19 protein-coding genes are annotated in these 24805 nt (G+C 63.6%); 15 read left to right on the forward strand and 4 right to left on the reverse strand.

The window, feature by feature from the left end; genetic code table 11:
- The first annotated feature begins 172 nt into the window (after positions 1-172).
- The 8 genes from rnd to QD228_RS03250 all read left to right on the forward strand — a co-directional run bounded on the left by rnd (position 173) and on the right by QD228_RS03250 (position 11387).
- Positions 173-1360, forward strand: coding sequence for a ribonuclease D (gene rnd / locus QD228_RS03215; RefSeq protein WP_084207963.1), 1188 nt, complete (start codon positions 173-175; stop codon positions 1358-1360).
- Positions 1361-1484: 124 nt separating this feature from the next.
- A complete protein-coding gene (locus QD228_RS03220; protein ID WP_077375431.1) occupies positions 1485-1781 on the forward strand; it encodes a YcgL domain-containing protein in 297 nt (98 codons plus the stop codon).
- 67 nt (positions 1782-1848) lie between these two features.
- On the forward strand, positions 1849-2328 hold the full coding sequence (locus QD228_RS03225) for a YcgN family cysteine cluster protein (protein WP_077375429.1): 480 nt from the start codon (positions 1849-1851) through the stop codon (positions 2326-2328).
- Positions 2329-2595: 267 nt separating this feature from the next.
- Positions 2596-3234 carry a TetR/AcrR family transcriptional regulator gene (locus QD228_RS03230; protein WP_279874387.1) on the forward strand — a complete coding sequence of 213 codons (639 nt, stop codon included), beginning with the start codon at positions 2596-2598 and terminating at the stop codon, positions 3232-3234.
- Between the two features lie 80 nt (positions 3235-3314).
- Complete coding sequence (locus tag QD228_RS03235) at positions 3315-4523, forward strand: efflux RND transporter periplasmic adaptor subunit (protein WP_077375422.1); 1209 nt, start codon at positions 3315-3317, stop codon at positions 4521-4523.
- 3 nt (positions 4524-4526) lie between these two features.
- Positions 4527-7604: an efflux RND transporter permease subunit gene (locus tag QD228_RS03240; RefSeq protein WP_084207966.1), complete on the forward strand. Its 3078-nt coding sequence runs from the start codon at positions 4527-4529 to the stop codon at positions 7602-7604.
- 282 nt (positions 7605-7886) lie between these two features.
- Positions 7887-10517: a YbeU/YbeR family protein gene (locus QD228_RS03245; protein WP_279874391.1), complete on the forward strand. Its 2631-nt coding sequence runs from the start codon at positions 7887-7889 to the stop codon at positions 10515-10517.
- Positions 10518-10871: 354 nt separating this feature from the next.
- A complete protein-coding gene (locus QD228_RS03250) occupies positions 10872-11387 on the forward strand; it encodes an NlpC/P60 family protein (protein WP_205632728.1) in 516 nt (171 codons plus the stop codon).
- Between the two features lie 94 nt (positions 11388-11481).
- Here QD228_RS03250 and QD228_RS03255 read toward each other — a convergent pair whose 3' ends face one another.
- Complete coding sequence (locus QD228_RS03255; RefSeq protein ID WP_279874393.1) at positions 11482-12399, reverse strand: LysR family transcriptional regulator; 918 nt, start codon at positions 12397-12399, stop codon at positions 11482-11484.
- A 265-nt stretch (positions 12400-12664) separates the two neighbouring features.
- Here QD228_RS03255 and QD228_RS03260 point away from each other — a divergent pair, with 265 nt between their 5' ends.
- The gene (locus tag QD228_RS03260) at positions 12665-14005 is read left to right on the forward strand and encodes an MFS transporter (RefSeq protein WP_191237595.1); all 1341 of its coding nucleotides are present in this window, start codon (positions 12665-12667) and stop codon (positions 14003-14005) included.
- Positions 14006-14101: 96 nt separating this feature from the next.
- Here QD228_RS03260 and msrA read toward each other — a convergent pair whose 3' ends face one another.
- Complete coding sequence (gene msrA / locus QD228_RS03265) at positions 14102-14779, reverse strand: peptide-methionine (S)-S-oxide reductase MsrA (RefSeq protein ID WP_279874397.1); 678 nt, start codon at positions 14777-14779, stop codon at positions 14102-14104.
- A 299-nt stretch (positions 14780-15078) separates the two neighbouring features.
- On the opposite strand from msrA, the gene QD228_RS03270 reads away from it, so the two are divergent.
- From QD228_RS03270 to QD228_RS03290, 5 genes are all read left to right on the forward strand, one after another.
- A complete protein-coding gene (locus QD228_RS03270; RefSeq protein WP_279874399.1) occupies positions 15079-17301 on the forward strand; it encodes an FAD-dependent oxidoreductase in 2223 nt (740 codons plus the stop codon).
- 65 nt (positions 17302-17366) lie between these two features.
- On the forward strand, positions 17367-18650 hold the full coding sequence (locus QD228_RS03275; RefSeq protein WP_279874401.1) for an ABC transporter substrate-binding protein: 1284 nt from the start codon (positions 17367-17369) through the stop codon (positions 18648-18650).
- Positions 18626-20377: a hypothetical protein gene (locus QD228_RS03280; protein WP_279874403.1), complete on the forward strand. Its 1752-nt coding sequence runs from the start codon at positions 18626-18628 to the stop codon at positions 20375-20377. Before QD228_RS03275 ends, QD228_RS03280 begins: the two co-directional genes overlap by 25 nt.
- A gap of 44 nt (positions 20378-20421) precedes the next feature.
- Positions 20422-21069, forward strand: a complete 648-nt coding sequence (locus QD228_RS03285) for a CDP-alcohol phosphatidyltransferase family protein (RefSeq protein WP_279874405.1) — start codon at positions 20422-20424, stop codon at positions 21067-21069.
- 89 nt (positions 21070-21158) lie between these two features.
- Positions 21159-21857, forward strand: a complete 699-nt coding sequence (locus tag QD228_RS03290) for a DUF3047 domain-containing protein (RefSeq protein WP_279874407.1) — start codon at positions 21159-21161, stop codon at positions 21855-21857.
- Between the two features lie 219 nt (positions 21858-22076).
- Here the strand turns inward: QD228_RS03290 and QD228_RS03295 are convergent, their stop codons facing one another.
- On the reverse strand, positions 22077-22559 hold the full coding sequence (locus QD228_RS03295) for a peptidylprolyl isomerase (protein WP_065392558.1): 483 nt from the start codon (positions 22557-22559) through the stop codon (positions 22077-22079).
- Between the two features lie 624 nt (positions 22560-23183).
- Between QD228_RS03295 and QD228_RS03300 the strand changes: the two genes are divergently transcribed.
- Complete coding sequence (locus tag QD228_RS03300) at positions 23184-23468, forward strand: hypothetical protein (RefSeq protein WP_077375371.1); 285 nt, start codon at positions 23184-23186, stop codon at positions 23466-23468.
- Positions 23469-23606: 138 nt separating this feature from the next.
- Here the strand turns inward: QD228_RS03300 and QD228_RS03305 are convergent, their stop codons facing one another.
- Positions 23607-24698, reverse strand: coding sequence for a lipid A deacylase LpxR family protein (locus tag QD228_RS03305; RefSeq protein WP_279874409.1), 1092 nt, complete (start codon positions 24696-24698; stop codon positions 23607-23609).
- Positions 24699-24805: the final 107 nt, after the last annotated feature.

Consider the following 24805-nt stretch of genomic DNA (forward strand, 5'->3'; position numbering starts at 1 on the left):
GCATGTCCTTGACGCAAAGCGTCCGAAAGGCAACAACAGCAGCACGTCTGCGGGCGTGGTGGTCAGGAACCACCACGCCCGCCGTCGTTTCCGCCCGGTGTCTGGCGAGTGCCCGTCACCCTTCATTTATCGCTTGCCCGGGCAAGCCAGTCACCATGAGATATTCTTGCAGATGAGTGATCAATCCGCCGCCACCGCACTGCTGTCAGAGCTAGACTTCGATGCCATCTGGGTCGAGACCCCCGAAGCGCTGGCCGCTGCCTGTGCCGAACTTGAGGGCGCCGACTGGTTGGCGCTGGACACCGAGTTCATCCGTGAGTCCACCTTCTTCCCGATTCCGGCACTGGTGCAGCTGATGGCGGCCCGCGATGGTGAGCTGCCCGGTGCGGATGGCAAGACGCCGCGCATCTTCCTGATCGACCCCACGGTGGTGCCGGCCAGTGACGCGCTCAAGCGTCTGCTGGGTCCTGAGGGGCCGCTCAAGCTGCTGCATGCCTGCGGCGAGGACATGGAAGTCTTCCTGCGCTGGGCGGGCGTGGCGCCGGCACCGCTGATCGATACCCAGATCGCCGAAGGGCTCACGGGTGGCGAGGCCTCCATGGGCTATCAGCGTCTGGTCGAACGTGTGGCCGGCATCACGGTGCCCAAGGAAGAGACGCGCTCCAACTGGCTCAAGCGTCCGCTGAGTCAGGCGCAGTGTGACTATGCCGCTCTGGACGTGCTGTTCCTGCCGCAGGTCTGGGCACAGCAGCGTGAGGCCCTGAATCAGCTGGGTCGCATGGCCTGGCTGGAAGAGGACTGCAGTGCCCCGGGCAGCAGCGGGGGTGCCACGCCGGACCCGGAGTACTGGAAGCGCCATCGCAGCCTGTGGAAGCTCACGCCGCGTGGGCTGGCCGCCTGGCAGTCCCTGTGCGAGTGGCGTGAGGCCCAGATTCGTCTGCGTGACGTGCCGCGCTCGCGCCTGCTGGCGGATGCCCAGCTGTTCGCCATCTGCGAGCGTCTGCCGGTCAATCGTTTCGAACTGGCCAAGGTCGAGGGGCTCCACCCGCCGCAGATCAAGCGCATCGGCGACAGCGTGCTGGAAATTCTCAAGGACGTGGCGATGATCGATGACAGCCAGTTGCCGCGCGTGCCGCCGTCGCCGTTGGCGCCGGAATGGAAGGCGCGCATGAAGCGCCTCAAGCGTGAGGTCAACGCGGTCGCCGAGGCCCAGGACCTCAAGCCGGAGATTCTCGGCAAGCGTCGCGACATGGAAGCGCTGGTGATCGCCGACTACGAAGGTGAGCCGCTGCCGTTGCCGGGTGGCTGGCGCGGCGCGCTGCTGGCCGAGCGCCTCGCCAAGGCGTTCCAGCCGGAATGAGTCAAGGATTGCCTCCGGCATGGCCGGGGGCGATCACGTAACCAATGTGAGACGTCGTGCGCTCGTGTCCCGTGCGCACGCTGATGCGCGCATGCGCTGCAAGATGACGTGATGGGTGGTCCCGATGACTGATGACAAGATGATCTGCGAGATCTACAAGAGCGCCCGCAAGGACGAGATGTATCTGTACGTCGAGAAGACGCGAGGTCTCAAGGATGTGCCGGAGTCCCTGCTGGAGATCTTCGGCAGGCCTGCGCCGTTGATGACGCTGTTGATCCGTGCCGACAAGCCGCTGGCACGTGTGGCCAGTACCACGGTGCTGGAGAAGATTCGGGAGCAGGGCTTCTACCTGCAGATGCCGCCGGTCAAGGAAAATCTCCTCAAGGAGATTGGCGTGACGCCGCCGGAAACGCACTACTGACGACTGCCCGTCGTCAGACGAGACCGACTGGACCGACCCTGCTGCCCGGCAGGGCGAGGAGAGCAAGATGAGTGATGTTCCGCAACCTGACGGCGGAAAACGTGAGCGTTTCTGGGAGCGGCATGCGCTTTCGGAGCTGAACACGGCCGAGTGGGAGGCACTGTGTGATGGCTGTGGCCAATGCTGCCTGCTGAAATTCGAGGATGAAGACAGTGGCGACATCGCGGTACTGGATGTCGCCTGTCGCCTGCTGGATGTGCGCAAGGTCAGCTGCCGTGATTACCCCAATCGCGCCACACGCGTGCCGGGCTGCATCCCGCTGGATGTCGAGACGGTAGGCAAGCTGCGCTGGCTGCCGGAAACCTGTGGTTATCGCCGCCTGAATGAAGGCCGTGAGCTGCCAGAATGGCATCCGCTGCTGACCGGGGATGCCAGAAGCGTCAAGCGTGCCGGTGTCGCGGTGTCACGCTTCGCCGTCTCCGAGGCCTCGGTGCGCCAGCAGGATCTGGAAGACCATATCATCGCGATCATCGACCCGGAGAGCTGAGGCGCTGACGTTTTCGCGTCTCCCTGTCTGCCCGTCTTGATCGTGCAAGCGCAGCTCCTTGAGCTGCGCTTTTTCTTTGCCTGTTTTTCCTTGTCCGTTTTTCCTTGCCTGGTCTGAGGCAGGTGGGGCCTGGTGGTGTCTGCGTCAGAGCCGCCGTCTGCATGGCAAGGCGGGGGCCGGCTGGCGCAATGGCTGGTTGTAAATAAATGAACGTTCATTTATTTTGTGTGGATTCTCATCCTGAGCAGATCCAGAGGCAGACAGGCCATGCGCCATCGTGATGAACACAAGCAGCAGGCGCTGCTGGAAGCCACTCTGCATGAGGTGGCCGAGCATGGTTTTGCCGTGACCTCCGTGGCACGCATCGCGCGTGCTGCCGGCATGTCCCCCGGAACGCTCTATCTTTACTATCGCGACAAGGACGACTTGCTGGAGGCCACCTTCAGCGAGGTCAGCCGTCGCATCATCGAGGTGGCGCTTGATGCCTTCGAGGCCGAGCCGGACGCGCAGGTATCACGGGGCACATCGCCCGCGATGTCCCCCGCGGCCTGGCAGCTCAAGTCAGCGCTGTGTCGGGTGTGGCACGCCCTGGTGATGCTGGGGCGCCGCCAGCCCGCCTTGTTCCGGTTTCATGATCAGTTTCTTCACTCCTCGCATATGCGGGACGCCCTGAAGGTGGCCAACCAGGAGCGGGCCGCGCCCTTGCTGGAAGCCTTCGCGCAGGGCCAGCGGACCGGCATTCTGAAACAGATCGACATCGCTCTCATCGAGGTGTTCATGTTTCGTTCGATCTACAGCCTGCTGCAGGGCTCGGGCTGTCAGGTGCCGGCCATCAGTGATGCATGCTTCGACCAGGCCTTCGAGATGGCCTGGGACGCGATAGCGCTTCGTCATCCAGCACCGTGAGCCACGGCCGTACGCATTGCCGGACAGATGACAGATCTTCGTTTTGTGCTTTTCCATTCCAATGACTCAAGGGCCTGCTGATGAAACTTCGACCTGGTGCCAAGCCACACCTGCGTACTCCCGCCGCCTGGCGCGGAGGCCTTGCCCTGCAGCTGTTTGCCGGTCTGCTGCTGGCCCTCGGGCTTTCGGCCTGCAGCGAGGCCGAGGCGCCGCTGAAGAAGCAGAAGGTGCATCCGGTCAAGTTGCTGTCATTGTCGGATGAGGGGGGCGGTGTCATACAGCGCTATCCCGGCGTGGTCGAGGCCTCCGAGCGTTCCAATCTCTCGTTCCGGATCGGCGGTGAGCTGCGTGAGCTCAACGTGCAGGCCGGCCAGGAGGTCACGCAGGGTGAGCTGATCGCGCAGCTGGATGATCGTGATGCCCGCAGTCAGCTCAACAACGCCCGTTCCAGCTTCAATCTCGCCCAGGCGACCTACAAGCGCATGAAGTACTCGGTGGAGAAGGGCGCCATCAGCCGTGCACGCTTCGATGAGGCGCAGGCGGAATTCCAGTCGGCACAGGCCCAGTACTCCCAGGCGCAGGACCAGCTCAGCTATACCGAGCTGAAAGCCCCCTATGACGGGGTGATCGCCCGAGTGCCGGTGGACAACTATCAGGTGGTCACGGCGCAGGAAACCATCGCGGTGCTCCAGCAGCCCGGTCAGATCGACGTGACCTTCAATCTGCCGGAACGCCAGGTGCGCGCCATCGACCGTGAGCGTGCCATGGCCGGGCGTCAGGAGGATGCAGCGCTGGCCTGGGTACGCTTCGGGCGCGGTGAACAGCGCTATCCGGCGCGCTACAAGGAGCATGACACCAGCGCCAGTGAGGGCTCGCTGAGCTATCAGGTCACCCTGACCCTGCCGGAGCCTCAGGACATCACCGTGCTGTCCGGCATGAGCGCGACGGTCGAGCTGGACATGCAGCAGCTGACGGGGGCCACCGGGGGGCAATGGCGTGTGCCGGTGGAAGCGGTGGTGATGCGCGATGCCGACCCGCAGCAGGCCGTGGTGTGGCGTTATGTGGAAGACGGCTCTGCTGCCACCGAGACGTCTCCGGACGTCGAGGACAAGGACAAGGCAGGGCAGGGGACGGTGGAAGCCGTGCCCGTCGAGGTGCTTCAGGCCACGGGCGAGGGGCTGGTGATCACGGGGGAGTTGAATGCCGGTGATCGTCTGGTGACCGCGGGTGCCAGCCGCATGCAAGCCGGGGAGCCTGTGCGCCCCTGGGTCAAGGAAGCGGGGCTCTGATCCATGGTCGATTACTTCCTGAGACACAAGGTCATCAGCTGGATGGTCACGCTGTTGCTGTCGGTGGGCGGCGTGGTGTCATTCTTCAATCTTGGCCAGCTGGAGTTTCCCGAGTTCACCATCCGCAATGCGGTGGTGATCACCCAATATCCGGGCGCCACCCCCAAGCAGGTGGAGGAGGAGGTCACGCTGCCGCTGGAGAAGGCCATCCAGCAGATTCCCAATCTCAAGCGTGTCAGTTCGGTCAACAGTTCAGGCCTTTCGCAGATCACGCTGGAACTCGAGAGCAGCGTGCGCGCAGGCGAGATGCAGCAGTACTGGGATCTGTTGCGGCGCAAGATCAATGATGCCCAGTCGAGCCTGCCACCCGGCAGCTCCTCCTCGGTGGTCAATGATGACTTCGGTGACGTGTTCGGTCTGCTCTACAACCTGAGTGGCGAGGGCTACTCGGCGCATGATCTCGAGGATCAGGCCGATTTCCTGCAACGCGAACTGACGCTAGTGGAGGGCGTGAAGAAGGTCTCCATCGTCGGCGCGCGCAGCGAGCAGGTGATCGTGGCGCTGGACCGTGATCGCATGCAGGCGCTGAACATCTCGCCGGACCAGCTCTCCAATCTGCTCAACGCCCAGAACGTGGTCGGCAATGCCGGTCGTATCCGTCAGAACGGCCTGTCGCTGGAATTGCAGCCGGGCGGGGAGTTCCAGAGCGTGCAGGATCTGGAGCGCCTCGTGGTCGGTCGCCCCGGCAATGGCGGTCTGATCCGTCTCGGGGATATCGCCTCGGTCAGCCGCGAGTACACCGAATCGCCGTCACGTCTCTATCACACCGATGGCGAGACCGCTCTGTCGCTGGGGATCTCGTTTGCCTCCGGCGTCAATGTGGTGGAGGTCGGCGAGCGAGTCGACCAGCGTCTGGGGGAGCTTGAATCGCGCATGCCGTTGGGCATGGAGCTGACCACCGTCTATCACCAGCCGCAGGTGGTGGATGAGGCGGTCTCCGGCTTCCTGCTCAATCTGGCCGAGGCCGTCGGTATCGTGATCCTGGTGCTGCTGCTGTTCATGGGCGTCAAGAGCGGGGTGCTGATGGGGCTGGTGCTGCTGATCACCATCCTCGGCACCTTCGTGATGATGTCGATCCATGGCATCGAGCTGCAGAAGATCTCGCTGGGCGCGCTGATCATCGCGCTGGGCATGCTGGTGGACAACGCCATCGTGGTCACGGAAGGCATGCTGATCGGCCTCAAGCGTGGCAAGACCAAGCGTCAGGCTGCCTTCGAGGTGGTCAACCAGAATCGCCTGCCGCTGCTGGGGGCCACGGTGATCGCGATCACCGCCTTCGCGCCCATCGGTCTGTCGCCGGATGCGACCGGGGAATTCGTCGGCTCGCTGTTCTGGGTGCTGTGTTACTCGTTGCTGTTGAGCTGGATCACCGCCCTGACGCTGACCCCGTTCTTCTTCGACATGTTCTTCCGCGAAGCGCGTGAGACATCGGGCAACGACAAGGATGGCGCCGAGCATGAAGACCCTTACCGGGGCGTGATCTTCCGTGGCTTCCGTACCCTGCTGGGCTGGGCGATCCGTCTGCGCTGGCTGACCTTGGGCGGGGCGCTGGCACTGCTGGTCGTGGCCGTGATGAGCTTTGGCCAGATCAAGAATGCCTTCTTCCCGGATGCCTCGACACCGCTGTTCTTCGTCGATGTCTGGATGCCGGAAGGCACCGATGTGCTGGAGACCGAACGGCATGTCTCGCGTCTGGAGCAGCAGGTGCTGAAGATGGAGCGCGTCAACCATGTCACCAGCGTGACCGGGGGCGGTGCCCAGCGCTTCACCCTGACCTACTCGCCGGAAGACAGCTACGCGAGCTTCGGTCAGCTGATCGTCGAGACCGAGGACCGCGACAGCCGCGAAGCGCGCATGGAGGAGGTGATACGCCTGTTGCGCGCCGAATATCCGCAGGTGGAATACAAGGTGCAGGCCTTGCAGGTCGGCCCGTCCGCCAAGGCCAGTCTCGAGGCGCGCCTCTACGGCGAGGACCCGGCGGTACTGCGCCAGCTGGCCGCCGAAGTGCGTGACGTCTTCGAGCAGGAGCCGCTGGCAGACAGCATTCGCCTGTCGTGGCGCAATCGCGTCAATCGCATCGAACCCGAGTTCCTGGATGATCAGGCGCGGCGTGTCGGCGTGACGCGGGATGCATTGCATGAGGCATTGCTGATAAACAGTGATGGCGAGAGCGTCGGCGTCTATCGCGAGGGCTCCGAACTGATCCCGATCCTGCTGCGCGGTGAGGAGCGTCAGCGCTTTGATCTCGACACCCTGGCCAGTCTCAACGTCTGGAGCGACGAACAGGAAACCTATGTGCCGGCGGGGGCGGTGATGGGCCCGCTCAAGGCCGAACTGCGTGATCCCTTGATCAAGCGGCGCAATCGCGAGCGCATGCTGGCGGTCTATGCGGAGCCGATGCCACTGTCCGGCGAGACGGCCGCCAGTGTATTGAGTCGCATCCGACCCAAGGTCGAGGCCATCGAGCTGCCGGAGGGATATCATCTGGAGTGGGGCGGTGAATACGAGACGTCCACCGATGCGCAGAAGGCGCTGTTCTCCTCGCTGCCGATGGGGCTGTTGGGGATGTTCGTGATCACGGTGCTGCTGTTCTCCAACCTGCGCCAGGCGCTGGCCATCTGGTCCATCGTGCCGCTGACGCTGATCGGTATCGTCAGCGGGTTGATCGTGTTCGGGGCGCCGTTCACCTTCATGGCACTACTGGGCACCCTGAGCCTGGTCGGCATGGTGCTCAAGAACGCCATCGTGCTAGTGGAGGAGATCAACGTGCAGCTGACCGAACAGGAGGACCGCTTCCAGGCGGTGATGCTGGCGGCGGTCAGCCGCGTGCGGCCGGTCTCGATGGCGGCGATCACGACCATGCTGGGCATGATTCCGCTGTTCTCGGATGCCTTCTTCTCGAGCATGGCGGTGGCGATCGTCTTCGGTCTGGGCGTCGCGACGCTGCTGACGCTGGTCGTGCTGCCGGTGGCCTACTGTGCACTGTTCCGTATTCCGGCAGGCAAGCACGAGGCGGCGTAGTCACGTCCCCCATGGCCATCCTCCCGGGAGGGCGCCATGCCGTGATGCCAAGCACTGATGGCAAGCACTGAGGCATGCCGTGCGCCCGATGACAGCGCCTGTCGTCGGGCGCACTGCCGTTGGCGAGTCAGCGGTGTTCTCACGCGTCATCGCGATGCAGTCGATCCCGCATGGGGGCATCGCCAACAGCGCCTTTCCGTTACACTATGCGCCGCCAGTGGTGTGTTTAGGGTCCGCTGCTGGCCCGTCGTCATCAAAACCTGTCGAGTCGTGAGGTGTGCCTTGGTCGAACCCCTGAGTGCCTGGTGGGGGCAGCAGCTGGTGTTGTGCGGTTGGCGTTTCAGTGCGACACCCGAAGCGGTGTGGACATCCGAGGAGGCGCGTGCGCGCCTCAAGGCGCTGGAAGTGCCGGATGCCGGCGAGCTGGGCTGGCGCTTGCTGGAAGCGTTCCCCAGTGACATGCCCGACTCGCTGCGTCAGCTGGAAGCGCTGGAGCTGCTGGCGTTGGCGCGGACGGCTGGCTGGCTGTCCGAGGCGCGCACGCGTGCCTGGCTGGTGCGACTGCTCATGGCCATCGCATCACGTTTCACCTCGCTGGATGACTGGCTCAAGGCGCTGGCGCATTCGCGCAGCGATGCTGGCTGGACACGCGGCGATGACGGCTTCTTCGAGGCCAGTCTCGCGCTGTCCCGGCTGGAGCAGGAAGAGGCGGGCGTCACCTGGCCGCGTCTGCTGGAGGCGCTGGAAGGCCGTCAGCCGGTACCCGCCACCGAGCTGTGGCCGCAGGGTGAGCGTGACCGGGTGTGGATGGCGCGCGCCATCTTTGCGCCTTGGGTCGGCGGGACGACACTGACGTCGACGGATGACGGCCTCTGCGAGGCGAGTGACAGCGGTTTCGATGCGCAGGGTCACTGGCCCGACGTGCAACGCTGGCTGCGTGATACCTGGGCGATCCGCACTCGTGACGAATTGATCCGTCTGCTGTTGTGGCTGGCCTCGCAAGGGCATCGCTATGGCTGGGACATCGACAGCGCGCGCATGCTGTCGGCCAGTCAGGATGAGCGTGACAAGTGGCTCGACGAGCTGGAGTCTGACGCCGCCTCCGAGGAGGCCGAGCGCAAGGCTCAGGGTCTCGCCGGCACCCCGGCACATGCGGCGGCCAGTGCGGAGCTGGCGGCCGCTGCGGGTCTCGAGCAGGGCCCGTCGCCCGTGGCCTACGGGGAGCTGCTGCTCCAGTATCTGGATCGTGGTGAGCCACTGGAATTCGCCGCCTGGGACTGGCTGCGGCTGGTGGATCTGGCCTTTGCCGGTCTGTGTGCCGGCTGGTTGAGTCGTGAGGAGGGCGAGGACTTCGCCGCGCATGGTATCGACCTGCTGGTGCGTCGCTACGCGGATTGGCAGGGCGTGGCGCGCGCCTATCAACGCGGACGCAGCCTGTTCGAGGGGGCGGATCTCACCGGCTCCACCGACAGTGACTGGCGGCCATTGATGGCCTCACCGGTGACGCCGCTGCGCTGCGAGCTGCACGCGTTGCTGCCGGAGGCCATCCGGGATCGCTCACGCGTCGCCATGCGTCAATGGCGCAGTGACAGCCGCCACTGGGTGCTGGCCATTGCCAGCATTCGAGAGCCGGACCTGCTCTATCGTCAGGGGCTGCCTGCGGATGTGGCGGACGCGCGGCGTGAAGAGGCGCGTCAGTACCTCAACGAGACGCTGGCCCTGGATACCCGCGATGGCGTGGCCGGCATGGCGCGTTTCTGGCTGCCGGCGCAGGCCCATCACCTCAATCAGCTGGCGGCCGATGCCGCACGGGGTGGGCTGCCTGATCCTCAGACGCCCTTCGGACGCGCCGATACCGCCGAGCTGGAACGGCGACAGCGGCTGGCAGTCTGTCATCGTCATCCTGCCAGCATCGTGATGGCGGAGAAGTACGCGTTCTATCTGCTGATGGTGCAGGACAGCCGCGATTTCGATGCCGGTGAGCTGGCGCAGTGTGCCGAGCGCCTGCGCAGCGCACTGTGCCGCTTCTATCCGGACGCCGTCCGCCTGCTGGAGGCTTGGGCGGTATGGGAATCCGCGGTCCCGGAACTTGAGGACCACCCGCTGGTCAACGAGATCCGCTGGCATCTCGAGGACCCCGGCAGCCTGTTCCACTGGCTCGATTGGCGCGCCAGTGACTGGCAGGAGCCCGGCGAGCGCCCCAGTCTGGATCGTTTCACGGCGCTGGCACTCAGTGGCCCGCTCAATTCGCCGTGCTGGGGCGAGCCGATGGTCGAGCATGGCCGGGGAGTCGAGGAACTGACCGGCTGGCTGGAAGGTCATTATGGTCTGGCCAACGCCGAGATGCTGATCGGATTCCTCGATTTCCTGCGTGATGCCGGGGATCGGGACGAATATCAGATCAATTACGGCCCCTATACCCTCAATCGTGCGCGTCTGGACAACGAGATCGATGTGCTCGAGAGCGGTGAACGCGGCGAGGATGAGCAGGTGCATCTCGATCGTCTGCGCCGTGTGCGTGACAACGAGGCCCGCTGCAATGAGCTGGACATGGCAGCCTGGGACATCGCGCAGCTGGTGGATCTGGCGATTGCCGGCCGTCAGCTGGGATGGCTGGATGCGGCCACCTTCACGGCCTATCTGGACAGCGCCCATGCGATGGCGCGAGCACACTACGGCAGCTGGAAGGAATATGCGCGCGGGCTGTTCGCCGGCTATGCCTTCTTCATGGGCGATACCGATCAGCGTGACAGCTTCCTGCGCGGCTTCCGTGATGTATTGATCCAGTGGCTGACGGCGGCGCCGCCATTGGCCGGGCCCTGGGCCAGTCTGGATTTCCCGGGCGCGCGTCCGGGGCATTGGCCGGCGCTGCATCTGGATACCCTGAGCGGCGATGCTCGTCTGCTGCATTGAGTATTTTCTGATGCTTTAGTCTATCTTGTGAGGCGATGGCATACGGATTGCGGCAATATGCACTACCCTGCTGCGAACGGCATTCAATTGCGTCACAGGTCTCAGGGCATGCCGTTGATCCTGTTGATTCACGTTTCAGGCATGCAGGCATCTCGTGATGACGGGATTCCTGCCGGCTTTTTGTCTTGTCATGCATCACCTGTTATCGCCGTCCGCAAGTGCTGATCACGTTTTGTCTCATGGCACCGGGCCCACGACGAGGAATGTTGGATGCGTCACACGTTATTGTGTTGTCTTTTACTGTTGCCGCTAGGTGTGGCGGGGTGTGCCAGCCATTCACAGCCTCCGAGTGACATGGCCTATTACGATGTCGATCTGCCGGAATTGCCCAAGCTCAAGCGTTACCGTCAGCAGGCCGGCCAACCGCAGGGCCCGGCAGAGCCGCAGCTGGCATCGGGTCCCAGTATCCGGGAAGTGTTGCTGGAAGAGCATGATCGCTGGGCGGGAACGCCCTATCGCCTGGGCGGCACCAACTCACGGGGCATCGATTGTTCCGCGCTGATGCAGCATGTGTTCAGTGACGGTTTCGGGATCGAACTGCCACGTACCACCCGTGATCAGGTCAAGCGGGGCAAGCGTATCGACAAGTCGCAGTTGAAGCCGGGGGATCTGGTGTTCTTCCGCCCCTCACGTCGTTACAACCATGTGGGCGTGTATGTGGGCAACGGCTATTTCCTGCATGCCTCCACGTCACGTGGCGTGAAGCTGTCGCGGCTGGACAATGTCTACTGGTCGCAGCACTACTGGCAGTCGCGGCGGCCCATGCCCCACGAGGCCATGCAGATGAAACTGGCCATGCGCAGTCAATGACGACACTCGCATGATGGACAACACCCGGCCCTGGCTGGGTGTTGTCGTTTTCGGCCCGCGAATTCTCGAGCCCCGCCATGTCCGGCAGCCCGCCTCATGGACTTTCGCGTACCACGGAATGTTCGATCACGAAGTCGACGAAGGCCTGTTCGGCCCGCGACAGCCCGCGCTCACGTCGCCAGGCCAGCGACAGGTCCAGCCAGGCGGGTTCACTGAAGGAGATGGCGGTGAGGTTGTTTTCCTCACGGTCATCCTCCACCACGCGCTTGAGGAAGGTGGTGATACCGAAGCCGCGTGACACGATCGCCTTGTTGAGCGCGATCAGGTTGGATTCGAAGGCGATACTGGGAATCAGGCCGTGCTGGCTTGCCAGACGTTCGATGAAATCGCGATGGAAATAACCGCGCTTGAAGACGACCAGCTCTTCAGCGAAGAACGCTTCGAGACTGATGTGCTCCCGTGTCACCAGCGGGTGGTCGTTGGGCAGGCAGACCACCATCTCTTCGCGCAGGAAGTGCTGGCTGACCAGCCCGCTGGTGGCGCTGCCGGGGTGTTCCTCGACGATGACGCCCAGATCCAGCTCGCCATTGTCGATCATCTTGCGAAGACTCAGGGTGCCGCCCTCGATCACGCTCAAGGTGATATCGGGGTGGCGCGCCTTGAAGGCCATCAACAGGGGCGGGAAATAGTAGGACCCCAGCATCGAGGACACGCCGATGCGTACCTCACCTTTGACCAGGCCATCCAGTTCGGCCATGGCCAGGGCCGCTCGCTGCGCCTGTTGCAGCAGAGAGCGTGCATGCATGAGCAATGTCTCACCGGCGGGTGTCAGACTCACGCCCTTGGTGCCACGTATCAGCAGCGGCTGGCCCAGCCGGGTCTCCAGGTTGGCGATCGACTGACTGACGGCCGACTGGGCCAGTTGCAGCGCCATGGCGGCGGCGGTGAAGCTGCCGCGCTCCGTGACACTCACGAAGATCTCCAGTGCCCGCAGATCGAAGGGCAGTTTCATGTCGCGCTCTTCATGTCTGACGTCATCCTCATCCGTTTCCCTTGTCCCCGACCCTGACCGGCGTCCCTTGCGGCCATCACGCCGTCCAGTCCCCCGGACGTCATTCACCATGCGCAGGCGGTCTGACGGCGTGAGGCCTGCAGGCCGGTGGGTCAGGCTCATGGGTATCACTTTTGCTGATGGCTGGCATCATGTCGAGCTATTTTACTGATGGTGTTCGAGGGCGCAGACTCACGCCATCCCCATGATTGACTGCAGGTACCTGATGGCTTCATCGCTGAGTGCGTCTTCCACCGCCCCATCCGACTCGGGGCATCACGATACTGCCGGGCAGCCAGTGCTGCCGTCCCCTCTCAAGGCGCATGGCCGTGATTGGCGACGCATGACCCAGGCGTTGTGTCTGGGCTCCTTCGTCGTCTTCATCAATCTCTATGTGGTGCAGCCGATGTTACCGCTGCTGGCGACCGACCTTGGCCTGAGCTCGCTGCAGGCGAGTCTGTCGTTGTCGGTGACCACCCTCACGCTGGCACTGGCGTTGCTGGTCTTCGGCCCGTTATCGGATGCACTGGGACGGCGACGTCTGCTGCTCTGGACATTGGCCGGGGGGGTGGCCTGCTCGGGACTTGCCTTGCTGGCTGAAGGTTTCTGGTCGCTGTTGGCAGTACGTGCGTTGCAGGGCTTTCTGCTCGGGGGCTTGCCGGCGGTCGCGGTCGCCTACATGAGCGATGAGATGGAACAGCCGGCGTTGATGGCTGCGGTGGGGCTCTATATCAGTGCCAATTCGCTCGGCGGCATCAGTGGGCGGGTCGCTGGAGGTTTCGTGGCTGAGCACTGGGGCTGGCAGATGAGTTTCGCGGTGATTGGCGGTATCAGCCTGTTGCTGCTGGCGGCGCTGTGGCAGTTGCTGCCGCGTCAGCGACGCTTCGTGGCACAGCCCTTCCATCCGGCCAGCATGCTGGCAGGGCTGGGGCGCCATCTGCGCAATCCACGGCTGTGGCCGGTGTTTCTGCTCGGTGGACTCAACTTCTTCATCTTCGTGAATCTCTACAGCTACATGACCTTTCGCCTGAGCGCGGCCCCCTGGTCACTGGGGAGTCAGTGGTTGGGATTGCTGTTTCTGACCTATCTGGCAGGCACCTTCGGTGCCTCGCAGTCCGGCCGGCTGGCACAGCGTCTGGCCGCCGGGCGGGGGCAGGCACTCGCGCAGGGAGCGCAGCGACAGGAGGAGCAGGATGGTGCGCAACGCCGCGCCCAGGCACTGACAATGATGCTGGGCACCGCGCTCTTGATTCTCGGCACTCTGGTCACGCTGAGCCATTCGTTGATCGGCATGCTGGCCGGCCTGAGCCTGAATGCCTTCGGCTTCTTCCTGGCGCATGCCACCGCGTCGGCCTGGGTCGGGCGCAATGCCGAAGGGGCGCGGGCCAGCGCCAGCGCGCTCTACCTGACGGCTTACTATCTCGGGGCGAGCCTGGGCGGCTTCTGGCTGGAGCCCTTCTGGCAGCAGGCAGGGTGGCCAGGGGTGGTGGTGGGTGGCGTCAGCGTTCTGCTTGTCACCCTGGGGTTGGCGATGCTGTGCTGGCGACGGGCTACGCCGCAGCATTGATATCCACCGTGAGATTCCTGCCTGACACGCAAACGGCTCGCCATCTGGCGAGCCGTTTGCGTGTCAGTGGCAGGTGAGCCGACTCGACGGTGAGACTCAGTGCGCCGGGGCGTCATCTCCCCAGATTTCCTCAAGACGGTCATCACGGCCACAACCCGCGCGATAGAAGCGATAGCGCACCGGGTTCTTCTGGTAGAAGTCCTGGTGATATTGCTCGGCGGCATACCAGGGGCCCGCTGCCTCGATCTCGGTGGCGATGCCTTCGGGGAATCTGTCCTTCAAGTCGTCGAGGCTCGCCTGGGCGGCGTCTTGCTGTGCTTCATCCACCGGATAGATGCCACTGCGGTATTGGGTGCCGGCATCGCAGAACTGACGATCCACCGCGATCGGGTCGATGTTGTGCCAGAAGACCTCCAGCAGGGTGTCATAGCTGACCTTTTCAGGGTCATAGACCACCTTGACCGCCTCCGTATGGCCCGTCCTGCCGGCCGAGACCTGCTTATAGGTGGGATTGTCCGTCTCGCCTGCCGTGTAGCCGGACGTCGTCGAGATCACGCCGTCAAGCTTGTCGAAGGGGCCTTCCATGCACCAGAAGCAGCCACCGGCGAAGATGGCGACCTCCTGGCCTTGAGTGACACCCTCGGCGACGCCTCTGGGCGCCTGTTCCGGGTCAAAGGCATTGGCGTGGCCGGCAATCAGCAGACCGCCAAGTAGGCTGGCAAGCGGTGTGAGACGTTTGAGCGCAGAGGAGGGGAATCGCGTGTATCGGGTCATGGTGTCTCCGGGAAAGGCGTCGTTCCTTCGAAGTGAGAACACGGAAATCTCCATGTCTCGATGGGCCGCGAGGTGGCTTGCCTTGCCATTCCCTCACTGCCTGTATCAGGGAACTACGCGAATCAACGCGGGATGGATGCGAAGATGTCGAATGAAACGGTACTGTTACCGTGATCATGATGAGGTCGTTCGCGTCATCATGACCTGATGAGTGCATCCAGTCAGCAACGCGTCTCGTAAGGACACGGTACATCCCAATGACATGCCCATGACGGCAGGAATCGAAAAGGAAATCGCCAGTGAATAAACGCAAGTTACTGCTTCTGGGCGCCATCGTCGCTGCCATCGTGGTCTTCTTTGCCAGTGGGGCACAGGACTACTTCACTCTGCAGAGCCTCAAGGCCAGTCAGTCGGAATTTCAGGCACTCTTCGAGGAATCGCCGTTCAAGGTCGCGGGTACCTTCTTCGTTGTCTACGTGGCGATGGCGGCACTCTCGCTGCCGGGTGCGGCATTGCTCACCCTGCTGGGCGGCGCCCTGTTCGGGTTTGGCTGGGGTCTGTTGTTGATCTCCTTCGCCAGTACCATCGGTGCCACCCTGGCCTTCCTCATCTCCCGCACGCTGTTGCGCGAAAGCATCGAGAAGCGCTTCCGTCGTCAGCTGGAATCCCTGAATCGCGGGGTCGAGCGTGAAGGCGGCTTCTATCTGTTCACGCTGCGTCTGGTGCCGGTCTTCCCGTTCTTCATCGTCAATCTGGTGATGGGCCTGACCCGCATGCGTGTGGTCACCTTCTATGTGGCAAGCCAGCTGGGCATGCTCGCCGGTACCGCCATCTACGTGAATGCCGGTCGCGAGCTGGGTCAGCTGGAGTCGCTGTCCGGCATCCTCTCGCCGGGGCTGATCGCCTCCTTCATCGCGCTGGGCCTCTTCCCGTTGATCGCCAAGAAGATCGTCGGCGTGCTGCGCAAGCGCAAGCAGCAGGCGGCCTTCGACAAGCCGAAGACCTTTGACTACGACATGGTCGTCATCGGTGCCGGTTCCGCCGGGCTGGTGACCAGCTATATCGCCTCCGCCGTGAATGCGCGTGTCGCGCTGATCGAGCGTCACAAGATGGGCGGTGACTGCCTCAACACCGGCTGCGTCCCCTCCAAGGCGCTGATTCGTGCCGGGCGTGCGGCTCATGAGATTCGTCAGTCCCAGCGCTTCGGGATCACCGCCAATGAGCCGGAAATCGACTTCGCCAAGGTGATGGGGCATGTGCAGGACGTGGTCGAGAGTGTCGAACCGCATGACAGCATCGAGCGTTACGAGAGTCTGGGCGTGGAAGTCCACACCGGCAATGCCAGACTCAGGACGCCCTGGGAAGTGGAAGTCGATGGTCGCGTGCTGACCACGCGCAACGTGGTGATCGCCACCGGTGCCCGCCCGCGTGTTCCTGCGATCCCCGGTATCGAGCTGATTACGCCGCTGACCTCTGACAATCTGTGGGATCTCAGGGTGCAGCCCAAGCGTCTGGTGGTGCTGGGCTCCGGCCCGATCGGCATGGAGCTGGGGCAGAGCTTCGCGCGCCTGGGCAGTCACGTCACCATCATCGAGGGTGCCCCGCGGGTGATGCCGCGTGAAGACGAGGAAGTCAGCGCGCTGATGCACGAGCAGCTGGACGGTGAGGGCGTCGACCTGCGCATCAATTCCACCGCCACGCGCATCGAGGTGCTCAAGGACAAGGACAGTCAGCCGATGCGCCATCTGGTCGTGAGTTCTCCCGACGGCGAGGAGAGCTGGATCGAGTTCGATGAGCTGCTGGTGGCCATCGGGCGCGAAGCCAACGTCGAAGGCTTCGGTCTGGAAGAGCTGGGCATCGCGGTCTCCGAGCGCGGCACCATCGATGTCTCCGAGTCGCTGCAGACGCTGCAGCCGAACATCTGGGCGTGTGGCGATGTCGCTGGCCCCTATCAGTTCACCCATGCGGCAGGTCATCAGGCATGGCACGCCGCGGTCAATGCACTGTTCGGCGGATTGAAGACCTTCAAGGTCGATTACCGCATCATGCCGATGGTCACCTACACCGAGCCGGAAGTGGCGCGGGTCGGCCTCAACGAGACCGAAGCCAAGGCCCAGGGCTATGACTATGAAGTGACCCATTACGAGATGGGCGAGAGTGACCGTGCCCTGGCCGAGCGTGCGACGGAAGGCTTCGTCAAGGTGCTCACCGAGAAGGGACGCGATCGTATCCTGGGCGTGACACTGGTCGGTGCCTATGCGGGGGAATGGCTGGCGGAATTCACCATGGCGATGAAGCATGGCATCGGTCTCAACAAGATCCTGTCCACCATCCATCCGTATCCGACACTGTCCGAGGCCAACAAGGCGGCAGCAGGCATGTGGAAGAACGCCCACAAGCCGGAAGGCGTGCTCAAGGTGCTGGATCGTTACTTCACCTGGCGCCGCAATGGACGCTTCGAGCCGACCAAGACACGCCAGGCGGATGATGTCACTACTCCCGTGACGGTCGACAAGCACTGATCCTTTCCCATGCCGCGAACCTGCTCGTTCAGGGTCGCGGCATCTTGCTATCAGGAGAAACCTCCATGGCTACGACATGTCTGCCGGGGCGACGTCGCGCACTGGCATTGATGGGTGGGTCACTGGTGTTGATGGCCGGCATGAGTGCCATGCCCTGGGCCACATCACTGGCGTATGCCGCCGATGCCGCCAAGGGGCGGGCAGTGCCGATGCTGGCTGCACTGGAGTGGGACGTGATCGCCGACAAGGCACGCGGTCAGCGCATCGACTTCCACGCCTGGGGCGGAAGTGAAGCCACCAACGCCTATCTGCGCGCCCAGGCAGAGATCGCGGCACGTGAGCACGGTATCGAGGTGCGTCACGTCAAGATTGCCGATACCGCCGAGAGTGTCTCGACCTTGCTGGCCGAGAAGGCGGCGGGACGCAGTGATGGCAGTATCGATGTCATCTGGATCAACGGCGAGAACTTCCGCGCGCTCAAGCAGGCCGAGCTGGTGTGGGGCCCCTTCGTCGAACGCCTGCCCAACAGCGAGTATCTGCTCGAGGAGATCGGTGCGCGTGACTTCGGGCTCGCCACCGAGGGAATGGAGGCGCCATGGGGGCGTGCCCAGCTGATCTTCATGTACGACAGTGCCTTGCTGGAATCGCCGCCACGCTCGATGCGGGCGCTGCTGGACGTGGCGAAGGCCAACCCCGGGCGCGTGACCTATCCGCAGCCACCGAGCTTTCATGGCACCACCTTTCTCAAGCAGGCGTTGCTTGAGTTGATGCCGGGTGAGCAGCGTGAGCTGCTGGCATCTCCCGTGGCGAGTGATGCTCTGTTCGCTGAGGTGACCGCACCGCTGTGGGACTATCTCGATGCACTGCATCCGCTGATGTGGGCGCAGGGCGAGCGACAGCCAGCCGGCGCCGAGGAGCAGATGAAACTGCTGGCTCAGCGCAGTGTCTGGATCGCGCTGAGCTTCGTGCCCCAGGAAGTGGCCAATGCCCGTCAGGAAGGGCGGCTGCCACCGACCATTGAGCCGTATATCCATGACGGCGGCACTCTCGGCAATGTGCACTATCTAGCGATTCCGGCCAGTGCGCCTCACAAGGCGGCCGCATTGGTGTGGGTCAATCAGTTGATGTCCGCCGAGGCACAGGCTGCCAAGGCGGACCCCTCACGCTGGGGTGACGAGACGGTGCTGGACGTGACGCGCCTGCCGGCGGCACAGCGCGCTGCCTTCGACGCCTTGCCGGAGCTTGCGGGTGGCATGTCGCCCGAAGCGCTGGGCACGCCGCTGAGCGAGCCGCATCCCAGTTGGACCGATGCACTGGAGGCCGAGTGGGCGCGACGCTATCGCAACTGACGCAGTGGCTTGCCGAGCGCTGGCGCGCTGAGCGCCCGGCGGGTCGCCTGGCATTGACACCGGCTCGCCTGCTGCGCTGGGCGGTATTGCTGTTGTTGCTCGGCCCCACGGCGCTGGGGCTGGCAGGACTGGTCGCACCGGCCTTCGGGCTGTGGCCGGCGCTTGGCTTCGAGGAGGTCTCGGCGATCGCCTGGCAGCGCTGGTGGGCCTTGCCGGGACTGGCCGACGGACTGCGTCTGACCCTGGTCAGCGGGATCGGCGGCACGCTGCTGGCGGTACTGCTGACCATGGGCTGGCTGGCCGCGGCCGCCGGTACCCGTTTCGGCGAGCGCCTCGAACGTCTGCTGGCACCGGTGCTGGCGATGCCGCATCTGGCGCTGGCTCTGGGGCTCTTGTGGCTGGCCGCTCCCAGCGGCGTGCTGATGCGACTGCTGCTGGCACCCTTCGAGGTGCTGGTCCCCCCGCAATACCCTCTGCCGGACGCCCATGGCATCACGCTGGCGCTGGGACTGGCACTCAAGGAAGCGCCGTTTCTGATGCTGATGGCCCAGACGGCGCTCTCGCGTCTGCCGGTCACCGCGCAACTGCAGGCGGGCCAGGCGCTCGGCTACAGCATCCCCCAGCTGCGCTGGCGAATTCTGATGCCGCAGGTGATGCGGGCCATCGCCCTGCCCATCGGTGCCGTGCTGGCCTATTCGCTGGCGGTGGTGGATGTCGCTCAGGTACTGGGGCCGACACGTACGCCGACCCTGGCGGTGCGTCTGGTCGAACTGTGGCGTGACAGTGACCCGAGCTCACGTCTACCGGCCAGTGTCGGGGCACTCCTGCTGGCACTGCTGGTCATCGTGGTGATGGCGCTGGGTGCCGCTGTGGGACGTTATCTGTTGAATCGCCATCGTGACTGGGTGCTCGACAACCCTGCACCTCGGGCGGCGGTACGCAAGGGGCAGCGCGGGCGCGTGATCCGCGTCCTGCTCGGCACGGTGACGGCAGTCTCGCTGCTGGCCTTTGCCGTGATCGCCGTTCAGTCGCTGGCCAGAAGCTGGTTCTTCCCGTCACTGCTGCCGGCTCGCTGGGGGCTGGAAAGCTGGCAACAGGCGCTTTCAGGACTGGGTGGGGCCTTCAGCAACAGTCTGTGGCTCGCCGTGCTGGTCGCCACCCTGGCGGTGATGCTCAGTGTGGCGGTCTTCGAGCGTGAGCGTGAGGTGGGTCGCCTGCGAGGCTTCGTGGTGTGCCTCTACCTGCCGTTGCTGCTGCCTCAGGCAAGCTTCCTGTTCGGTTTCCAGGTCGGCTGGCTGAGCCTCGGCGCGGATCCGGGCTGGGTGGGGGTGGTGATCGGCCACCTGCTGTTCGCCTTGCCCTATGCCTGGCTGACGCTGGCCGGCCCCTGGGCCCGCTTCGACGTGCGCCTCGAGCAGGCAGCACGACTGCTGGGGCGCTCGCGGCTTGAGGTGCTGATCGGCATCCGGCTGCGCTTGATGCTCAGGCCTCTGGCCATCAGCTGGGCAGTGGCCTTCGCGGTCAGCATCGCGCAGTACGTGCCGACGGTGGTGCTGGGCGGTGGACGCGTCCCCACCCTGACCACCGAGACGCTGGCGCTGGCCACGGGGGCGGATCCTCGCCTGACGGCGGTCGCGGCCTGCCTGCAGGCCTGTCTGCCGTTGCTGATCTTCCTGCTGGCGAGAGCCGTGCCTGCCGGGCGCGCGCTGGCACCGATACGTGGCTGACGCCTGACACCTTCCCCATTCAATCATTCTGGAGTCGATGAAGCATGCTGGACAAGTGGACCTCACGCTGGGTACAGCCACCCCTGAAACGCCTGGCACGTAGCGCAGCGGAACGCGGTCTGCATCCTGACCAACTGACGTTGGCTGGCTTCGTCATCGGCATGCTGGCATTGCCGCTGCTGGCCTATGGGCAATTCGGGCTGGCACTGATCGCGATCCTGATCAATCGGGTGGTGGATGGGCTGGATGGTGCCCTGGCGCGTCATGCGGGCTTGAGCTCGGACGCCGGCGGCTTTCTGGATATCTGTCTTGATTTCCTGTTCTACGCCGCCGTCGTGGTGGGCTTTGCACTGGCAGACCCGGCCACCAATGCCATGCCGGCCGTGGCGTTGCTGTTCGCCTTCGTGGGCACGGGATCCAGCTTTCTGGCCTTTGCCATCATGGCGGCCAAGCACCAGCTGGAGCGCCCCAATTTCACCCGCAAGGCCTTCTATTATCTGGATGGCCTGACCGAGGGTACCGAGACCATCGCCTTCTTCGTGCTGGCCTGCCTGATGCCACAGCATTTCGCGTGGCTGGCGTGGATCTTCGCGGCGGCATGCATCCTGACCACGCTGACGCGCGTATGGGGAGGGTATGTCACCTTGCGGGCCCAGGACCGAAGCGAGCAGCATGGCACCGACCCGGATTGATACGTGCCAAGCGCGGTACCTGGCCCTGCAGATGACTCGTCCCGTCATCTTTTCTCATCGCGTTGTTCAAGCGCTCCGGAGTCTTGCCAATGAAAACCACTTCCCGTCAGTTGTCTTGCTTCCTCCCCATGCTCGCGGCAGTCGCCTCCAGTGGCCTGCTGGCGGCGGCGATGCCCTCTGCGGCGCTGGCGGCTGACAAGACCTTCACGCCGGCCGAGATTCTCGCCTGGGGCGAGAAGACCTTTGAAGGCCAGACCGCGTATCGCGTGGTGGAGCGCGAAGGCCGGCCCGCTCTCGAGGCGCGTGCTCAGGGGCAGGCCTCCGCACGCTATCTTGAGGAAGATATCTCGCTCGAGGAGACGCCCTATCTGAAGTGGTGCTGGCAGGTGGACAGCATCTATCCGGGCGTAAACGAGAAGACCAAGGAAGGGGATGACTACCCGGCGCGCCTCTATGTGGTCAACAAGACCGGCATCCTGCCGTGGCAGGTAGAGGCCATCAATTACGTCTGGTCCAGCAGTGAGGCGAAGGACAGTCATTGGGACAATGCCTTCACTGACCGCGCCGTGCTGCTGGCGGTGGAGTCCGGTGATCAGAAGGTGGGGCAGTGGGTCGCCGAGGTACGCGACCTGCGTGCCGACTACTCGGCGCTGTTCGGTAGCACGCCAGACGAGATAGCTGGGCTTGCGTTGATGGCTGACGGTGACAATGCCGGAGGCGACGCCACGGCGCTGTTCCGTGGGCTGAGCCTTTCCAGTGATGCCACGCCGCCCAGCTGCGGCGCCTGATCTGCAGAGCGAATCCCCGGGAAGCCTCATCACAGACAGCATCATCAGAACCGGGCTTCAGAACCGGGCCTCAGAACTGGGCCTCAAAACCTGGTTTCAGACATGAAAAAGCCCCGCGACCGAGAATTCGGTGGCGGGGCTTCAGGTTCAGGCGTCACACATTCTCGTGTGAAGCACTCATCGGGCGACAGGGCCACCCGATGAGGGAAGGGGCGGAGCTTAGTGCTCCACGCCACCTTCACCGTGAACGTGGCCGTGTTCCAGCTCTTCGGCGGACGCTTCGCGCACGTTGGTGATCTCGACGTCGAAGTTCAGGGTCTCACCGGCCAGCGGGTGGTTACCATCGACAGTGACGGTGTCGCCTTCGACCTTGGTGACGGTGACCATCAGCGGGCCACCCTGGGTCTGTGCCTGGAACTGCATGCCGGCTTCGATCTCTTCGACGCCCTGGAAGGCTTCACGCGGCACTTCCTGCACCAGCGCTTCCTGGACATCACCGTAACCTTCTTCCGGAGAGACAGCGACTTTCAGCTTGTCGCCGGAAGTCTTGCCATCGAGTTCCTTCTCGAGGCCCGGAACGATGTTGCCGGCACCGTGGATGTAGGCCAGCGGCTCACGGCCTTCGGAGCTATCCAGCACTTCACCTTCGTTGTTGGTGAGGGTGTAGTGGAAGGATACGACGGCATTCTGGGCGATTTGCATGTTGAGGGCCTTTCGATAGGTATATGAACGGTCAATGGTAACGTGACCCTGAGGTGGCTGTCAGGGGGCTACGAGGAAAAATCCCGCGTATCGCGTGGCTTGCAGCTTGTTGAACAGCCATCCTGCAGGGCATGTCATCCACGTCACCGTGTCTTGAAATACTAGGTGACGCCCTGAAGGAGGCTTTTCAACCCGGTCCCCGAATTTTTTCTTGCCTGTTGCCCCGGGTGAGACTACACGCCTGCGCGAGCTTCCAGGGCGGGAAGGCGACGGGCATGGAGGAGAGAGGGGCTTTAGGGAAGATTGAGGGAAGAAGGAAAGGGGGAGGAACAGGAGAGAAGAAAGAGGAGAACACGAGAGAAGAAAGGGGGAGCTGGCCGCGCTTCGCTATACGAGGCAGGGCAACTTCAGGCGCCAATCACGGTCTCATGACCAATGACCGACAATGGTTGGTGCTGTCCGCTTGCGAGGGCATCGGGGGGCCGTTACTCTGCCTGTTCAGACTGCGAATTCTGACGCGGGCCTTTCGTTACCGGCTCCGCTCGCAAGGTCTGCCCCGTGGCCGCTGGCGGGAAACGACAATCACATGTTCCATGCGACCCTATCTTTCAGGAGAGAATTTCGATGACCGTGACACTGATCTGGCTGGTGAGCTTCGCCGCGCTCTTCATGCTGTGCTTGAACCGTTGGGAGGGCTCGCTGGGTGCCACCGTCAAGCGCATCCTGCCGGATGCCCTGAGCATCGACAGCGGTGATCGCTATGTCTGGGGCGCAGCGCTTGCCGTGCTGGGCGCTACTTTCATCGTCAACCCCATTTCCATGCTGATGGCGCTGATCATGCTGGCACTGATCGCCTTCATCGGCGGAAAGCTGATCTGCTGGGGCATGAGCAAGGTCAAGATGCACTGATCTGCCTTTATCATCCCGGGAGGCTTCAGTCCGCGTGTGACGCGCTGATCCGTTGCCTCCCACGGACACACGAAGGCCGGGCATCTGCCCGGCCTTCGTGTGTCTGGCACAGCTGTTCTCACCGTCGGTCTCTGGTCTTCACAGCCAGGTGGAGAGCGTGATGGAGCCGAACTGATCGCTTTCCTGTTGGGTCTCGAATTCGTGCGTGCGCCAGACGTTGACGAAGGCGAGCTGCCAGCGCTGCCAGCTCAGGGCAAAGCCGAGCTGGACATCTCCTACCAGCGGGCGACGGTCCACCGAGTCACTGTCCTCAAAGCTGTTGCCGTCCAGCAGCATGTTGCGCGCCACGGCACGGCCTTCCAGATTGGCGAACAGATACCAGGCGAATTCACCATCCGGCTCGAAATACTGACGCCCGCTCTGGGAGGGAGCGACGGTCGGGATGCCGTAGCTGCGTGACAGTCCCTGGCCGATGCGCACACCGCCCCCCACGCCAGCGTAGGTATACAGGTTGCCCAGCGCCATCGAGGCAGAGGGGCCGTACTCCATTTCCAGGCCCCCCAGGCTTGCCGGCAGCCACAGCTGGCTCTGCCAGCCGGCATTGACCACGGCTTCATTGTGAAGCTGATGGTCCCAGCCCTGCGGGTCATCACTGCCGGTGATCTCGTGGACTCCCTTCTGCGCCTTCTCGGCACCTGAGGCGGGACCGACGATGCCGAGATCCAGATTGAAGGTATCGACCCGTCGCCAACCCTCTCCCTCTTCACCGGCGAACAGCGAAAGGCCACCGAACAGATAGCCCGCATAGGGGCGATCATCCTCGTTTGGTTGCTCGCGAGTGATGTCGTTGGGGGTATAGATCTGCTGTCCGAAGCGATAGGCCGTGGCATCCAGACGTGCAGCGCTGAAACCGGGCACCCAGTCGGCGAAGGCGCGAGACCAATGCTGATCCGGTGTCGCGAAGGTATAGCTCAGCGCAAACCCATTGGTGTAGTGGCCGTCATCGCCGGAGGCGAGAAGGTCATTCTCGACCTTGAGAGACAGCACGCCACCCTCGTCCTCGTCAGCTTCCACCATGGGGGCCAGCGCCACCGCGCCGAGCATGATCAGCGCCAGCCCCAGCCGTCGCGTGGAGAAGGCGGGAGCCATCTGCGGGACATGGCGGGTGACGATAGTCGCGCACGGACGCTCATCACCATAACGGCGGTGTCCGTGGGAGGAACTGGTCAAGGATGACGCGCTGCAAGGCGCCTGGCGGGCACTCTGAGGAGAATCTGTAGGACGGGCAGTGACGGGACGCATCGCAACTCCTGGGACGAAAAGTTGTACACAGAGTC

The organism is Cobetia sp. 3AK (assembly GCF_029846335.1).
Lineage (GTDB): Bacteria > Pseudomonadota > Gammaproteobacteria > Pseudomonadales > Halomonadaceae > Cobetia > Cobetia marina.

Bases quoted from the DNA above. Each gene is read 5' to 3' on its own strand.
- QD228_RS03260 (WP_191237595.1), top strand. From the start codon at position 12,665: ATGGCTTCATCGCTGAGTGCGTCTTCCACCGCCCCATCCGACTCGGGG.
- QD228_RS03275 (WP_279874401.1), top strand. From the start codon at position 17,367: ATGGCTACGACATGTCTGCCGGGGCGACGTCGCGCACTGGCATTGATG.
- QD228_RS03225 (WP_077375429.1), top strand. From the start codon at position 1,849: ATGAGTGATGTTCCGCAACCTGACGGCGGAAAACGTGAGCGTTTCTGG.
- QD228_RS03240 (WP_084207966.1), top strand. From the start codon at position 4,527: ATGGTCGATTACTTCCTGAGACACAAGGTCATCAGCTGGATGGTCACG.
- QD228_RS03220 (WP_077375431.1), top strand. From the start codon at position 1,485: ATGACTGATGACAAGATGATCTGCGAGATCTACAAGAGCGCCCGCAAG.
- rnd (WP_084207963.1), top strand. From the start codon at position 173: ATGAGTGATCAATCCGCCGCCACCGCACTGCTGTCAGAGCTAGACTTC.
- QD228_RS03235 (WP_077375422.1), top strand. From the start codon at position 3,315: ATGAAACTTCGACCTGGTGCCAAGCCACACCTGCGTACTCCCGCCGCC.
- QD228_RS03250 (WP_205632728.1), top strand. From the start codon at position 10,872: ATGGCCTATTACGATGTCGATCTGCCGGAATTGCCCAAGCTCAAGCGT.
- msrA (WP_279874397.1), bottom strand. From the start codon at position 14,779: ATGACCCGATACACGCGATTCCCCTCCTCTGCGCTCAAACGTCTCACA.
- QD228_RS03285 (WP_279874405.1), top strand. From the start codon at position 20,422: ATGCTGGACAAGTGGACCTCACGCTGGGTACAGCCACCCCTGAAACGC.
- QD228_RS03300 (WP_077375371.1), top strand. From the start codon at position 23,184: ATGACCGTGACACTGATCTGGCTGGTGAGCTTCGCCGCGCTCTTCATG.
- QD228_RS03230 (WP_279874387.1), top strand. From the start codon at position 2,596: ATGCGCCATCGTGATGAACACAAGCAGCAGGCGCTGCTGGAAGCCACT.
- QD228_RS03255 (WP_279874393.1), bottom strand. From the start codon at position 12,399: ATGAAACTGCCCTTCGATCTGCGGGCACTGGAGATCTTCGTGAGTGTC.
- QD228_RS03295 (WP_065392558.1), bottom strand. From the start codon at position 22,559: ATGCAAATCGCCCAGAATGCCGTCGTATCCTTCCACTACACCCTCACC.
- QD228_RS03290 (WP_279874407.1), top strand. From the start codon at position 21,159: ATGAAAACCACTTCCCGTCAGTTGTCTTGCTTCCTCCCCATGCTCGCG.